This is a genomic window from Paenibacillus sp. CECT 9249 (assembly GCF_918697855.1).
Lineage (GTDB): Bacteria > Bacillota > Bacilli > Paenibacillales > Paenibacillaceae > MSJ-34.
Genome location: NZ_CAKKLI010000034.1, coordinates 23474 through 38754, shown reverse-complemented (window position 1 = coordinate 38754; position 15281 = coordinate 23474). Strand labels below are relative to the sequence as shown.

Genomic DNA, 15281 nt, shown 5'->3' with positions numbered 1-15281 from the left:
CCGCTTTTTATCTGTTCAATGAGGAATACACGTTCTCAAGATAAGCGATAGAAACTTGTTCGGCTTCTTCCTTCACATCTAATGAGTCTAAATGTTGCCGCAAGCGCTGATATAGTTTAATGGAGTTTTTTAACGCATTGTAGCAACTTTCAAGGCTGTGAACCGGGACAGTTTCTCTAAGGGCTTCTAATTCACCGGCGCACAGTTCCTCCAATTTTCTGACTCCTCTGGGCAGGTGGCCGTAATGCATTAGTATTAATGGGCCTAGTACCGTGTTGCGAATAAATGTTATATGATCGATTAACTCGAATAGTTCGCCTCTTCCCAGCTTCGTTGCACCGTAATGGACCCAAACCCAAAATCGGTCCTCTATCCATTGCGGACTCGGAGATGAGTATGTTGGCGACGTTTTCTCGAAAATCGTGCGGATATCCGCTTCTCTTTCCCATAGAATGAGCGGGTTTTCGATCCGTATTGCAAGCTCTGCCAATGTAACGAATTTCAGATCGACATGCAATGGTTCCGGACCGTATAAACAGATCACCAAACGTGGTTCGCCAACGTGCTCGCCCGTGAACGCGGATAGCAATTTTCCCATTCCTTCCGCAATGTTTAACCGCTGATTCATGATCTCCTGCCGATAAGCGGAGTCGTACACTGCCACTAAATCCAAATCGCTATACTCATCCATCGTTCCTGTCATCATGGAACCGCCTGCAAGCAGACCTAGAAATCGATGATCTTGACTGAGTTTCTCTTTTACCTGTGTAATAAATTGTTCATGTATAGGCAATAGCATGAAAACCACTCCTTAGATGATATCCATCAAAATGGGTATTAGGACAAAATATCACTTCAGATAAGTCTTTGTCAAGGGCGCGATTTAGCATGCAAAGGGCGTCGTTCGACGCTTTGAGCGAATGCGAAGTTTCGTGTGCAAGTTGCGTATAAACGCACCTTTTTCCCATATAAACGCACATCAAAATGTAAGCGCTCTTATTCTATGATGAGAAGGAAGTCCAAAAAATAAAAAAAGGGGGTCGCCAGTATGAAAGGATGCAAGCCGATCGCAGCCGCCTGGATGTCCTTGCTGCTACTGATTTCGGTCTTTCCGGCGTTTGCCGTACAGCAAGCAGAGGCGGCTGAGCTAGGCAGCGGGGCCTTGGATATTCCTTCCGGCAAAGTGATGATCAAGAACAAATGGAAGAGCAATTATTTGTACGAAGCGTCGGACGGCACCGTCAGGTACGGCATGACGAACCCGGCGGATGAGTCGGCGCAGTGGACGGTCGACACCGATAACGGGCTGTCCCGGATCCGAAACGTCAAGACCGGCCATTACATTACCGTGGCCGGGACGCAGCAGCGCTATCAGGCGCTGACGACAAGCGGGACGGCCGATTCGAATGCGGAGAAGTGGATCATCGACAGGTCGAACCGGGCCGGATATATGATCGTTCGCAGCGCCACCGTGCCGGAAGGCAATCTGGTCATTCATGAGGAGGATCAGTTGGGCTTCGCGGAAGCGAGCTCGGATATCAACATTACGTTTGAGAGTCCGCAGTGGGCTTTTATAGCGGTTGAGGGCAGCCCTGTCCGCATTGAAAGCTTCATGCGTCCCGGAAGCGTCATTTATGAGGAAGACGGGCTGGTCAAGCATGGCGTCAGGCCGGCCGACGATTTGACGTCTCACTGGTATATCGAGAGCGGCGGCCAGGATCAAGTCCGGATTCGCAATCGCGCCACAGGGCATGTCATTACCCAGAATGAGACCACCTGGGCGGGGATTTTCGCCAAGGATGAGGATCCGGCTCAGCCCGGACTTAGCCGGTGGAAGCAGGAGAATGCGGTTAGCCAATCCGGCTATGTTGTCTTTGAGAATGTCACGCTGCCGGAAAACTGGATCAATCCGCAATTTCCGGACGATAACGATGTGCGTTCCAACAATTGGGCCGGAGGCCCCGAAGGCGTCAACGCCCTCTGGCGAATCGTCCCGGCATCCGATCTGCCTGCCGTCCGGATCGCGGCCTATACGGATGCGAAGGTCGCTGCCGACTTCTTGTTCGAAGATGAAGGAGGCGTGTATTATGGCGCGATCGATCCGGCCTCAAGCTCCGACCCGCGCTATTTGTGGATTGTTGAAGACTACGATCTGAGTAAGCGAATCCGCAATACCGCCAGCAACCATTATTTGAATATTGACGGAGATCGCCTGTCGACCGGAAATGCCAGCGTTACCGGTGCGACCTATGAGTGGTCGTTGACAGCATCCGACAGTTATGACGATTACAATACGATTCGCAATGTCGGGCGTCCCGGATTGTATATTTCAACCGGACCGGGCGGAAGCGCAACGGTAACGACGGATGCGGACAGCCTGGGATCGCAATGGGAATTGGTCGATCCTGCGGCGGTTTTGGACGGATCGGACCAGTATATACGGATCCAAAACGTCTGGCAGCCTTTTTATTTATATGAGAATGCGGACGGTACAATCAAATACGGCAATATGCGGACAGATGACCGGCGCGACCAATGGCTTGTAGTGAAGCACAACGGGCGCAAGCTGCTCCAGAACCGCGAAACGGGCCATTACATGAATATCGCCGAGATGCCGGACGGGCATATCCAGGCCACGCCGCTTCAAGATTTGACGAACGTCGACGAAGCGTATATATGGAGCGGCAAAAATATCGGCGGCGGCACGTATTTGCTGAGCAATGTTACGGATAAGACGCCCGGCGAACCGTTTGCCAAGTTTATTTCCATACAGAACCTGACTAAATACGCCGAATACGGCGTCATTAATCCGAACTGGGGCAGTCCGCAGTGGAAGTTCCTGCCGGTAGCGGAGAAGAAGAACCAACACTATCGCTTCAAGCTGCAAGGCACGAACGATCAATATTTGCAAGATGTGCGGACGGCTGACCCGGTGACTGAGGTGACTTACGGGGCGGCGGACGATGAATATTCCATTTGGTTTCTGGATGAGAAGAACGGCGCGAACGGTCCGGTCATGATGAAAAACATGGGCAGCGGCCGCTATCTCTCGATACAGAATCTGGCGGAGGAGCAGGTCGAGAGCGAGGATGAGCCTCAGTTAACGGTAGAAGCCCGTTCCGAGGTATACGACGTCTGGGGCAGTGTCAAATGGAATATAGAACAGAGCGAATCGGATGAGGTAAACATACAAAGCGCCTGGACGGGTCATGTTCTATATGCCGCTTTGAATGAGCAGGGGCAGCCTGCTTTGAAAGTAAGCAGAGCCGAAGGAGCGGCCGATCGGGCCGAATCCAAATTCGTTGCCGAGCCGGCGCAAATCGCGGAGAAGCCGATTCCTGAAGGGCCTGTGCGGATTAAGAGCGTGACGAATCAATCTTATTTGTACGAGAACCGTTCCGGTGTTGTATTATACGGAGATCTCGCTGAAGATAACGGTTATTCGCATTGGACGATTCAGCGGGGCGCGGACGGACGGCAGCGGATCCAAAACCGGGCAACAGGACATTATATCACGTTGACGGAAGATTATTCATTTCTGGAAAGCAAGGAAACGGACCCTGCGGCTGACGGCGCTTCGTCCTGGTCGGTCACTCGGGTCGCGGGCGGCGATCAAGTGCTGATTCGTAGCCAGTACGGGGACTATGACGATGAATTTATTCATGTGCAGAACAATACGGGCTATGCGGAAAGAGGCTTGTACCCTGAATCATGGGGATCGGTGCAGTGGGAACTGGAGCCTGCTCCGCAGCAGTTCAATACGCCTGATATGGATGAAGAGCGCAACCTCAATACCGCTACTCCGATTCAGAATGATACGAATATCGTGATGATATCCCCGCAGGGAGCAGGCGGTGTGGTGCTTGCGGAACAGGGCGGAACGGTGAAACTGGTTCACAGCGACGACGCGAAAGGCGCCTCCAACTGGATGATACAGGATTATAACGGACGGCATCTGATTAAAAACACGGCGACAGGCCGTTACTTGACGCTGGACGGGAAAGGGAAGGCTGCCGTCTCGACGTCCATGAAAGCATTGGAGACGCAATGGGTACTGGATGAAAAATTAGGCTACCGCACACTGTCCAATACCACGGATCCAAACGGTTTATTGCAATATAGCCCGACGGGTGTCATGTATGGGACAGCATCTTTAGCAGAACCGGCATTATGGAGCTTTACGCCTGTAGCTTCGGATATCGCATATGCTGCCGAAGATGCTTTTAAGACAGACAAGGTGATCCGTTTTGCCGTTCATGCGCAAGAGCAAGGGGAGTATGCAGGACTAATTCGTTATAAAAACAACTCCGGTTCGGAGCAACAATTGAGCGTTACGGTGAATGGCCTCGGGGAACAATCGGTGCTTCTTACACGTTCCGACGGCGTAAGCGCAGCAGAGGTGAAGCTCAGCTTGCGCGCAGGCATGAATACGGTCTCGTTAAGCGGCATCGGCGCGGATATTTCGGCATTGCAAATCGATAGTTTGATCGTCAAGCATAGCGTCAATAAAGCGTATCGGGGAGCCACGGTGCCTTACATCAGCTATGAGGCGGAGGATGCGAAGACAAACGGAACTTTGCTCGGCCCATCGCGGAAATACCGCAGTATCGCTTCGGAAGCTTCCGGACGTCAGGCGGTCCGGTTGGGTCAAACAGGGGACTATGTTGAATTCAACTTGGCGCAACCCGCCAATGCGCTCGTGCTCCGTTATTCCATTCCGGACAGCAAGGACGGGCAGGGCGAGGAACATACATTATCCCTGTATGTGAATGGAGAGTTCAGGCAGTCGCTTACATTAACGTCCAAATATGCGTGGGAGTACGGCAGCTATCCTTGGTCGAACGATCCTCGTCAAGGCAGCGGTCACCGCTTCTTTGACGAAATCCATGCCCTGATCGGCGATGTGCCGCAAGGGGCTGCTATACGGCTTCAGAAGGATGGCGGAGATCGTGCCGATTATTATGTCATCGACTTGGTCGAGATGGAGAAGGCAGCGCCGGCCTATGAGAAGCCGGAAGGCTTCCTGTCGGTCACGGACTTCGGAGCGATTCCTAATGACGGTCAAGACGATACGGCGGCTTTGAAAAACGCATTGGCCGCTGCCAAGGCTCAAGGCGCCGGCGTCTGGTTCCCGGAAGGCAGCTTCGACTTCGGAGACGAATTGCTGCATTTGGATTCAGCGGTCATCCGCGGTGCGGGCATGTGGCACACGACGTTGAACGGAGCCAAGTTCTACGGTCATGGCGGCACGGTCGAGGTATATGATTTGCTTATTGACGGAGGCATTAACGAACGGGATGACGAAGCGTTCACGAATGCTTTCCATGGGGCGTTCGGGCCGGGATCGATCATTCAGCATGTCTGGATCGAGCATACGAAGGCAGGCTTGTGGCTGACGCAGCCGATCGGGGAGAAGGCGCGGACGAACGGACTGTATATGATGGGATTGCGGATCCGCAATCTGATGGCCGATGGCATTAACTTTGCCGTCGGAACGAGCAACAGCATGATGGAGCAGAGCGATATCCGTTATCCGGGAGACGACGGCATTGCGATGTGGTCCTTCACGGACGGGAAGCTGGTGGATGTGAACGGGTCGGAAAGAACCCCGAGCGTGAATAATACGGCCCGCTTCAATACGGTGACCCTGCCTTGGCTTGCCGACAACATTGTCGTATTCGGCGGCAAAGATAACAAGATCCAGGACAATGTGGTGAAAGACACCGTAACCAACGGGGCCGGCATTGCCGTGTCTACTCGTTTCAATGCCGAGCCTTTTGCCGGAACGACGGTGGTGGAGCGGAACACTCTGGTTCGGACCGGCAGCTATGATACCGGATACGCCATCGGTCTGGGAGCTCTCTGGCTGTTCGCCGGGGAGAGCGATATGAAGGGGAAAATTATCGTTCAGGATAATGTGGCGAAAGACAGCACGTATGCAGGACTGATTGCACATGGGGATTTTGCCATGCATGATGTGTTGTTGAAAAATATCGTCATCGACGGTACGGGCACCAATGGGGTCGATGTAACCTCCGGCCTGAAAGGCTCCGCAACGGTCGACAACGTCATCATTCGCGGAGACCGGATGAAGATGGTATCCAATCCGTCGGCTGCTTTCAGCTTCAAAGAAATCAATGAAGGCTTCGCTTCGGGCAAGAAGCCTCCGGTTGATCCGGGCGACCCGGGTGAGCCGGGTTCCGGCGGACCGGGAGGTGGAAATACAGGCGGCTCCGGCAGCTCCGGCGGAGGCTCTAGCGGGGTACCGGCCACCAAGCCTGCCGATTCTATGTCTGACTCGGCTCTGCAGGAAGCATTGCGCCAGGGCAAGACTTTGATTGAGCTGAGAACCGATGCTGCGGGCAGCGTGAACTTGACGGGCTCCGTATTAACGGCGGCGGCCGCCGAATATCCCGAGACGGTGATCGAGATAACGGGAGAAGACGGTTCGGTATATCGATTCCCGTTGAAACTGACCGATCAAATCATGAAGCAGGCCGGCGTCGTCGACCGGGAACAAGCCGTCGTGTCGATTCGGATTGTACCGCTTTCCCGGCAGGAGCAGTCGGGACTCGCCGAACAGGCCAAGAAGCAAGGTTTAGAATTAATCGGTGCTGCCAAGAAATTCGCGGTTCAAGTGACGGAAGGCGACAAAACGGTAGAGATCGCCCGATATGAGGGAGCGACTTACGTCGAGCGCCAATGGAAGGTAGACGGCAAGCTTGACCCGGCAACGACGGCTGTTCTGCTGTACGATCCGGAATCGGGCAAGCTGAGCTATGTTCCGGCCCGGCTGGAGGCGAATCCCGATGGAACGACGACAGTCATCGTGAAGAGCGCGGCGAATGGAATCTTCGTTGTCGCACGTCACGCCGTTACTTTCGCGGATCTGGAAGGCCATTGGGCCAAAGCGGAAATTGAGAAATTGGGCGCAAGGCAAATCTTGAACGGTGTTGGAGAAGATCGCTTTGCACCGGGGAGATCCGTCAGCCGGGCTGAATTTGCGGCGATGCTCGTTAGAGCGCTTGATCTTCAAGGCGGAAGCGGGGCAGCTTCGTTCCGGGATGTGAAGCCAGACGCCTGGTACGGCGAAGCCGTTGCAACGGCTGTCCGTTATGGACTTGTGCTAGGCTATGCCGATCACACATTTCGTCCGAATGCTGCAATCAGCCGGGAGGAAATGGCCGTGATGGCTGCCCGGGCATTGAGATTGCTGCATGACGGGGCGATGCCAAGCAACGGAGCGAAAGCTTCTTCCTCGGCCAAGGACAGTATAGCGCTGATGACTGCATTTACGGACGGTGCCCAAATTCATCCATGGGCGCTTAAAGAGGTGGAACTGCTGCTTCAAACAGGCATCATGCAAGGACAGAGCAAAGACAAATTTGCGCCGGCCAACCACACGACGAGAGCGGAAGCGGCAGTCATTGTATCCAGATTGCTCGTTTCGATGAAATTGCTCAATCCTTGACTCTGAGCAACATTAGGAATATTGGAAAATTGGGGATTTGTAGAATACGAAGGACGCTTAACCGGCGTCCTTTGTTTTTTTTGTTGCACTAACGTGATTCTCCGCTTGACAGAGTATCGCTCTGTAATGCAAAATAGTAACAGAGCAAAACTCTGTTAGGGGGATGCGGTATGGCAAGGGTAGTAAAAAAGCCGGAGGAAAGAAAAGAAGAATTGCTGGACATTGCCATGAAGCTGTTTATGGAGAAGGGATATATCAATACATCGGTCAAAGATATTTATACACAGGCAAACGGTTCTTTTGGAATGTTCTATCATCATTTTGCGTCAAAGGAAGAAGTATTTGCAGCCGCGATGGACAGATATACCGATTTATTTGTTTCAGGGATTTCCGATATTTTACTAGACAGGACCATTCCCTATAAAGAGCGTTACAAGCGCGTTATAGTGCATTGGATGGGGTTGATCAACGGGCGCGATAAAGTGCGGGGGACTCAACATGATGAAGAGGTGTTCAGAGTTTTATCAAGCAAAATGCTGAGCGGTGCCGTCGATCCGGTTAAGCAATATTTAGACGAGGGAATAGAGCTGGGATTTATAAAAACAGACGATAGCCGCAGTTCCGCCATATTTATCGTCTATGGAATGTTCGGCTTGATAAACGAAGAAAGAAATCGCATCGGAACCAATGACAACGCCCGTCGCATCTTTGCCAATGTATCCAAACGAATTGCACCTGTACTTGGCGCGGATGAAAGTATGTTTACCTTTGCGGAGGATGAGGAAAATGCATAACGATTTATTTTCCATAGGCCCTTTTACTATTCATACATACGGGGTGATGATTGCTCTCGGTGTGCTTGCCGCTTATGCGGTTGTTATCTATCGGGCCAAGCGTCTCAACATCGATAGCAGTTACATTGATTCGTTGGCGATCTGGGTTTTGGCAGGCGGAGCATTAGGCGCCAAGATTTTATATTGGCTCACCCAGATCAAAAATATAATCGAAGACCCTGCAATCTTATTGGCTTTCACAGAGGGTTTTGTTGTATATGGCGGTATGATCGGCGGCATAGTAGCCGGTTACATTTATTGCAAAAGGAAGAAGGTAAAGTTTTTTCAGTATTTTGACTTGATTATACCCTCTGTTGCATTCGCGCAAGGCTTCGGGCGCATTGGTTGTTTTATGGCAGGTTGCTGTTTCGGCAGAGAAACAACGAGTGCGTTTGGCGTCGTATTTCCTTCATCTTCCCTGGCGCCTGGCGGCGTACCTCTGATCCCTACGCAATTAATTGCAAGCGGCTTGAATTTTCTTCATTTTGCAATCCTGATTTTCTATGCCAGAAGGAAGAAAGTGGACGGTCAAGTCGCTGCTCTCTACCTGGTTTTATATAGCGTCGGTAGATTTATCCTCGAATTTTTCAGGGGAGACATAGAGCGGGGAAGCGTCGGTGTGTTGTCGACTTCGCAATTTATATCGATCTTCCTGTTTATGATTGGGTGCGGGATGTTTATTGTGCAGCAATATAAGGCGAGAATCCATTCGGAAAGTTCGCCTTTGTGAATAGAAATTGCGATCCGGACCGTACGGCCTTTATTTCGCGTCAAAATGGCTTATTTGCGGTTTAGGCGGACACTGCTTCCGTTATTCGTTCTTCGGAGGGCTTATTTTTACGCTTTTAGCGCGAATAAAGGATCGTATGTCCGCGAACTGTCCGAAATCCGGCCGTTTGTCACAATTAGCGTCTCCTGTGTCCGCGAACGGGCATATTGTGAAAATATACGCCAAGCCCATGATGATGTCTACCGGCTTGGCGTTTTCCTTTGAACTGCCTAAGTTTTATTCTGATCATTGAATTAGATGAACTATTTCACATCCGCTTTTTATACGCCCTCATCGCAAAAAAATACGCTACGATCAAAATCCCGACACACCACGCAAGAGCGACCCATATTTCATGGCCCACCGGCTGACCTGACAGCAGCGCACGAATGGCTTCCACGATCGAGGTTACCGGCTGGTTTTCGGCAAAGGCGCGAACGACCGGCGGCATCGACTCGGTCGGCACAAAGGCCGAGCTGATAAACGGCAGGAAGATAAGCGGATAGGAAAATGCGCTTGCACCTTCGACCGATTTTCCGGATAATCCGGCAATCGCCGCGACCCAGGTCAAAGCCAGCGTAAACAACACGAGGATACCGGTTACGGCAAGCCATGGCAGGATCCCTGCCGACGAGCGAAAGCCCATAATGAGCGCGACGAGAATGATGACGACGAGAGAAATGACGTTGGATACCAGCGAGGTCAGCACGTGCCCCCACAGCACGGCGGAACGCGCAATCGGCATGGAGTGGAACCGCTCAATGATGCCCCGTTGCTTATCCATAAACAGGCGGTAAGCCGTATAGGATATACCGCTTGCAATCGCAATCAGCAGGATGCCGGGCAATAGGTAGTTAACATAGTTATCCGTACCGGTTTCGATTGCGCCGCCGAACACATAAACAAACAGCAGCATCATCGCAATCGGAGTGATGCAAACCGTGAAGATCGTGTCCATGCTGCGGGTAATATGGCGCATAGAGCGCCCAAGCATGACGCCCATATCGCTAAAAAAGTGTTTTTTTACCGCCTCCATTTACATGGCCTCCTTCTTGCCGACGATTGCGAGGAATATCTCCTCTAACGACGGCTGTTTTTCAACATACTCCACCTTCGCTTTCGGGAACAGCTTTTTCAGCTCCGTGAGCGTACCGCTCGCGATAATCTTGCCCTCGTGCAGAATGGCAATTCGGTCGGCAAGCTGCTCAGCCTCCTCCAAGTACTGCGTGGTGAGAAATATCGTTGTACCTCCAGCGGCAAGCTCCTTGACGGTCTTCCATACCTCGATGCGCGACTCGGGGTCAAGTCCGGTAGTCGGCTCGTCGAGGAAAATAATCTCCGGTTTTCCCACGAGGCTCAAGGCGATGTCGAGCCTGCGGCGCATCCCCCCTGAATAAGTAGATGCCTTGCGGTCCGCGGCGTCAGTCAGGCCGAAGCGTTTAAGCATGTGATCCGCAACCTGACGCGGATTTTTAAGATGCCGCAGCTTGGCGATCAAAATAAGATTCTCCCGCCCGGTCAAAATCTCGTCAACCGCGGCAAATTGCCCGGTCAGACTGATCGCCTGCCGCACATTGTCGGGTTTGGACATAACATCGAATCCGTTTATGGTGGCGGTTCCGCTGTCCGGTTTGAGCAGCGTGGTAAGGATTCTAACAATCGTCGTCTTGCCCGCGCCGTTGGAGCCAAGCAGGGCAAAAATCTCACCTCGCTTCACTTCAAAATCGACGCCCTTCAGGACTTCTTTGTCCTTGAAAGACTTTTGCAGCCCTTTCACTTGAATTGCTTTTTCCATCCCGCTATCCCCCTTTTACTTTGTTTTATCCGTAACCTTTTTCATTGCCTTGTTAACTTCTTGGTTAACCGATTCTTGACAGATGTCAGCGTAAGTTTTTGAATCTTTGATTAATTCGTCGCAAAAAGCCGCTACGTCTCTTCCCGTCACATCAAGCACGCCTTTCCCCAAGGCTGCTCCCTCTTCAAAAAGATCGACAATCCCCGATAGCAAACCCGTACCGCCGGTTAGTTCAACAGGGCCGACCTTAAAGAAATATTTTTGAATCTCTTTATAAACAATCTGATAATCTCGTGGGAGCGATTTGACACGCGCCATGTGGGCTCGCCATTCTTTTTTGCCTTGGATGATATCTTGTATGCTCATTTTATCCTCCTATTTACCCAATTTTTTAGCGATATTATTGTTGAGTTGCTCGCGCCACTTGTCGCGATAAGATTTTGCCCCTTCTTCGCCGGCCAGCGCTGAACAGAAGCCTTTGATATCGTCACCCAAAACCTCTTGGACACGCTGACCGTCAGCCGCCGCCTCTTCGAGCAGGCCAAGCACACCGTCAAAAATTGGCATGAGGTTGCGCCCGGTGAAATCTGAGTACGACCAAAGATTCGCATTAATTTTTTCCCATGCCGCTTGATAATCAGCCGGCAGCTTTTTGGCTCGCGATTCAAAAATTTTCATTTCTTTAGTCATGTCGATTCCCGTAATTTTTTCCCAAAAATTCATTCTTTTTTCTCCTTTAACTCGTTAATTTTTGATGACACGAACTCCCATTTTTCCCAGAACCTACGCAGCTCCTCACGCCCCGCGTCGTTGATCGCGAAAAACTTTCGCGGCGGTCCCATGTCGGAGGGTTTCTTGGTGATCTCCACCAACTTGTTTTTTTCAAGACGGATCAGGATGGTGTATACCGTTCCCTCTACAACATCTTTGAAGCCGAGGGCGTTCAGCCGCCGTGTGATTTCGTAGCCGTAGGTTTCTTGGCGGCTAATAATTTCAAGGACACAGCCCTCAAGCACGCCTTTGAGCATTTCCGTTAAGTTTTCCAGGACAATCACCCTTTACTATTCTGTATGACTGGTATGAAGTGTTACTTACTACCACTAAAAAGTAACACGTAGTAGTTGGTTTGTCAATGGCGTTTGCTCTGATACAGATTTTACATTTTCAACTATTCTGCCCGTTAGCATCTCGGGAAATTTCATGGGAACCGTAACGTTTCGTCATATGTACCGCTGGTGGCTGACGACCCGCCGGGCGGGCTAACGAAACGTATACACGCTAATAGCCCGTAAATCACCTTGTTGCTCGTGTAACGAAACTGAAACACGCTAATGAAGGGAAAAAGGCGGTAAAACCGCCGATTTCCAAACAATAACGATCCGTACTTTCGTTACAATGGGAGCGTCTTCATTTTGAACCCAATAAGGATTGCCAGTTTAGCGCCAAACAAGGAGCGTACGTCTGCGCGGATCGTCGAATTTGGGGAGGTATCCCCTTCCATATGCATTCTTGCTATATCATTTTATCGATACAATGCTTTCGGATGAACGAAGAAAGTTCTTGAAAAGAATATTTATGATTAACCATATCTACGGTCAGGTCTTCGGCAACTTTTTGGTTCATCGCAAATCCGTATCCGTTCAACTGCAGGAAAATCACAAGAGCGGCAAAAGCAGTTCTCTTGTTAGCATTTTGGAACGGATAATTCTGTCCTAACGATTCAAATAGAGCGGCGACTTTTTCGAATAAGGAGGGACAGGCATCCTCGCCAAAGGCTGACGAGCGGGGAGGCAGAATAGCCGATTCCAATAAGCCGCTATCCTTGACACCAATGTGTTCTTCAGGACTATATTTTTGGATAACAGCTACATTAATCGCAATGATCTCTTGAACAGACAAATAGCGGACATCCATTTTAACGGTCCTTCAAACCTTTTAGAGTATCGTCATATTGTTCCATAACTTGCGAGAGAGACTTTAAGAAGTCGGGGCCAATACCAGCTGGCAATTCGACTTTATTCGCTTTGCGAATAACGATTTCTCCCTCTGATTCTTTTACATCAATATGCACAGTATCGCCAAGCTCTAGACCGATCTGTTTCAATGCTTCGGTCATCGTAATGCCGAGGCTATTGCCGAACTTTGTAACCTTACGTTCCATCTCCATCACCTTACATATTATCAATTAATAAATTTGTATGGGCGTTTTTCGTAAGAGGTCGGGTTCCGCCCTTACAACGCATCGGCTAAGCCTAGCAAAGCGATACCGACGATGACGACGACAATAAGAGCATATTGTTTTTTATTCAGCCGCTCCTGGAGAAAGATTCGGGACAGGATGACCGAAAACATGCTGTAGGAAGCGATCAGTGGCGCTGTTATGATGGCGTTGCTAGACATGGCGAACACGTAGAAGAATTGCCCCGTTGTTTCCAATAGAGCGGCATATCCTTTGGCCCGTTCTTGAAAAATGCGAAACGGCTGTTTACGGATCACCCTGAGATAGACAAATGCCGCCAAGGCGCAAATAAAAAAGGTGAATTCGTAAGCGATCAGGGCGGCGTCCTCGCCGATCAGGCTTAACTCATCCAAATAGATCGCATCGGCAAACGTTCCGAGCCCGTCGATGAAGCAGTATAAAATCGGGAAGGTAATGGCCATAAAGCCGATTTGATATTTTTGATCGATATGGGTTGAATGGTCCGAAAGAGTCTCGCGTTCAGCTCTCTTTTCCAAAATGGCAATTCCAATAACGCCGAAAGTCACGACAGTCACACCCAATATTTCAACGATGCCCAGATCGTGTTTGAAAAATAGGAACAACAGGATGGCTGTTACGGCACCCGAACAATTTTGAACGGGAGATGCAATAGATAGCTCCATATATCGCAAACCGATATACCCAATCGTCATCGACAGAATATAAAGCGCGGAAACAGGGAGATAGCGAACCAAATCTGTCGGATCGAAGACGATTCCTTTGATCAGTAGATAAGCCGTGGCGTGAATCCCCATCACGAAGCCGACCGTAATAACGATTTTAATATGGCTGAACCGATCTTGAGGATTGCTTCCCTTTTTATAAAATAGATCGGCGCCTCCCCAGGCAAATGCCGTTAATAGAGCAAACAAAAACCACATCATCGAATCTCCTTGTTACAGATTTCACATATAGTTGAAGCCCTCTTATTATAAAATCTTCGCTATAAATGTCAAGGGAGCGGACTCTAAAATGGTACTCTGGCACCGTGCTGCATTTCGATGCAATGCTATTGGCACTGTCGTAAATTAAAATAAAGGATAAAAACAATTATATAGCAAGGATGAGTGGCCCGTTGCATACAAGGGCCTTTTAGACAAGTTGGAAGAACGTTGCGATTCCGACTGGAGCGTAGAATCTTTGTACACTCAATTGCTGATCGAAGAAAAGGAGACAGCAAGATTGCGGCTAAAGCTTTACGTTGAGACAATCGGTTTTATTTTATCAAATTCCCTTTTGTGGGAATCCCTTTCGTTCAGATTCAAAAAGCCGGTTTCTGTCGCTCGAATAGGACATATGATTTGTACCTCTGCCTACTGAATGAAAGGGATATCGACAGAAGGAAGAATCTGAAGATACCGGGATCGGCAGAACGGAATCTTTCTTGACCTTTTCGATAAATGAAACCTTCGCTCCGTCATTACTGTATAATAGGATAAATGCAAACTTTTTCGGAGGCGGTGCTTATTATGGGAATCTTATCGAGGTTTCGGGATGTGATGAAAGCGAATATGAACGCTTTGTTGGATCGGGCGGAAGATCCGGAGAAGACGATTGCCGAATATATGCGGAGCTTGAACGGCGACTTGGGCAAGGTGAAGGCGGAGACGGCTTCGGTGCTCTCGGAAGAGAGAAGGGCGAAGAGAGCGTTGGACGAATCCGGCGCCGAGATGAAGAAGCTGCAGCGTTATGCCGAGAAGGCGGCGGAAGCCGGCAATGACGAGGACGCCTTGAAGTTTCTGGAGAGGAAGGCGAAGCAGGCGGAGAAGCATGCCGAATTGCAAGCCGCGTATGACCGGGCTTCTGCGAACGCCGCAAGCATGAAACAAATGCAGGATAAGCTTGTGTCGGATATGGACCAATTGGAATCGCGGCGCGCCGAGTTGAAAGGGAAGTTGGCCGCTGCGAAAATACAGCATTCCTCGCCAGGCGGCGTTCATTCCGCATTCCATGCCATGGAAGAGAAGGCGGACCGCGCTTTGAACGAAGCGCTGGCGCTGGCCGAGCTTAGGGCGGAGGCGAAGGAAGACGACCTCGACGAGCTGATTGCCCAATTGCAGAAGAACGCAGCGGGCGGCGATGCGAGTGCGGTTGCGAGTCCCGAAGACGAGCTGGCTGCGATCAAAGAAAAAATGAAAAAGAAGGAATAAGCA

At 50.4% G+C, this 15281-nt stretch carries 13 protein-coding genes; 4 read left to right on the top strand and 9 right to left on the bottom strand.

What is annotated here, in order from left to right; translation table 11 throughout:
- Nucleotides 1-7 precede the first annotated feature (7 nt).
- Entirely contained in the window at nucleotides 8-799 is a 792-nt protein-coding gene (locus tag LQ229_RS19690) for a nucleotidyltransferase domain-containing protein (protein WP_216540232.1), read from the bottom strand.
- A 249-nt stretch (nucleotides 800-1048) separates the two neighbouring features.
- Between LQ229_RS19690 and LQ229_RS19685 the strand changes: the two genes are divergently transcribed.
- The 3 genes from LQ229_RS19685 to LQ229_RS19675 all read left to right on the top strand — a co-directional run bounded on the left by LQ229_RS19685 (nucleotide 1049) and on the right by LQ229_RS19675 (nucleotide 9034).
- Nucleotides 1049-7471, top strand: a complete 6423-nt coding sequence (locus LQ229_RS19685) for an S-layer homology domain-containing protein (RefSeq protein ID WP_230192639.1) — start codon at nucleotides 1049-1051, stop codon at nucleotides 7469-7471.
- Between the two features lie 170 nt (nucleotides 7472-7641).
- Nucleotides 7642-8265, top strand: a complete 624-nt coding sequence (locus tag LQ229_RS19680; protein WP_216540230.1) for a TetR/AcrR family transcriptional regulator — start codon at nucleotides 7642-7644, stop codon at nucleotides 8263-8265.
- Nucleotides 8258-9034, top strand: coding sequence for a prolipoprotein diacylglyceryl transferase (locus LQ229_RS19675; protein ID WP_216540229.1), 777 nt, complete (start codon nucleotides 8258-8260; stop codon nucleotides 9032-9034). Before LQ229_RS19680 ends, LQ229_RS19675 begins: the two co-directional genes overlap by 8 nt.
- A 307-nt stretch (nucleotides 9035-9341) precedes the next feature.
- On the opposite strand, the gene LQ229_RS19670 is transcribed toward LQ229_RS19675, so the two are convergent.
- The 8 genes from LQ229_RS19670 to LQ229_RS19635 all read right to left on the bottom strand — a co-directional run bounded on the left by LQ229_RS19670 (nucleotide 9342) and on the right by LQ229_RS19635 (nucleotide 14009).
- On the bottom strand, nucleotides 9342-10109 hold the full coding sequence (locus tag LQ229_RS19670) for an ABC transporter permease (protein ID WP_230192638.1): 768 nt from the start codon (nucleotides 10107-10109) through the stop codon (nucleotides 9342-9344).
- Nucleotides 10110-10868 (bottom strand): ATP-binding cassette domain-containing protein, encoded by a 759-nt coding sequence (locus tag LQ229_RS19665; RefSeq protein ID WP_230192637.1) that lies wholly within the window; start codon nucleotides 10866-10868, stop codon nucleotides 10110-10112.
- 15 nt (nucleotides 10869-10883) lie between these two features.
- Entirely contained in the window at nucleotides 10884-11234 is a 351-nt protein-coding gene (locus LQ229_RS19660; RefSeq protein WP_216540226.1) for a DUF1048 domain-containing protein, read from the bottom strand.
- A gap of 9 nt (nucleotides 11235-11243) precedes the next feature.
- Nucleotides 11244-11591: a DUF1048 domain-containing protein gene (locus LQ229_RS19655; RefSeq protein WP_216540225.1), complete on the bottom strand. Its 348-nt coding sequence runs from the start codon at nucleotides 11589-11591 to the stop codon at nucleotides 11244-11246.
- Nucleotides 11588-11896, bottom strand: coding sequence for a PadR family transcriptional regulator (locus tag LQ229_RS19650; protein ID WP_290370059.1), 309 nt, complete (start codon nucleotides 11894-11896; stop codon nucleotides 11588-11590). Before LQ229_RS19650 ends, LQ229_RS19655 begins: the two co-directional genes overlap by 4 nt.
- 484 nt (nucleotides 11897-12380) lie before the next feature.
- Nucleotides 12381-12782, bottom strand: coding sequence for a type II toxin-antitoxin system death-on-curing family toxin (locus tag LQ229_RS19645; protein WP_216540224.1), 402 nt, complete (start codon nucleotides 12780-12782; stop codon nucleotides 12381-12383).
- A gap of 1 nt (nucleotide 12783) precedes the next feature.
- Nucleotides 12784-13035 carry an AbrB family transcriptional regulator gene (locus tag LQ229_RS19640; protein WP_230192646.1) on the bottom strand — a complete coding sequence of 84 codons (252 nt, stop codon included), beginning with the start codon at nucleotides 13033-13035 and terminating at the stop codon, nucleotides 12784-12786.
- A gap of 65 nt (nucleotides 13036-13100) precedes the next feature.
- On the bottom strand, nucleotides 13101-14009 hold the full coding sequence (locus LQ229_RS19635; RefSeq protein WP_230192636.1) for an EamA family transporter: 909 nt from the start codon (nucleotides 14007-14009) through the stop codon (nucleotides 13101-13103).
- A gap of 588 nt (nucleotides 14010-14597) precedes the next feature.
- Here LQ229_RS19635 and LQ229_RS19630 point away from each other — a divergent pair.
- Complete coding sequence (locus LQ229_RS19630) at nucleotides 14598-15278, top strand: PspA/IM30 family protein (RefSeq protein WP_216540223.1); 681 nt, start codon at nucleotides 14598-14600, stop codon at nucleotides 15276-15278.
- Nucleotides 15279-15281: the final 3 nt, after the last annotated feature.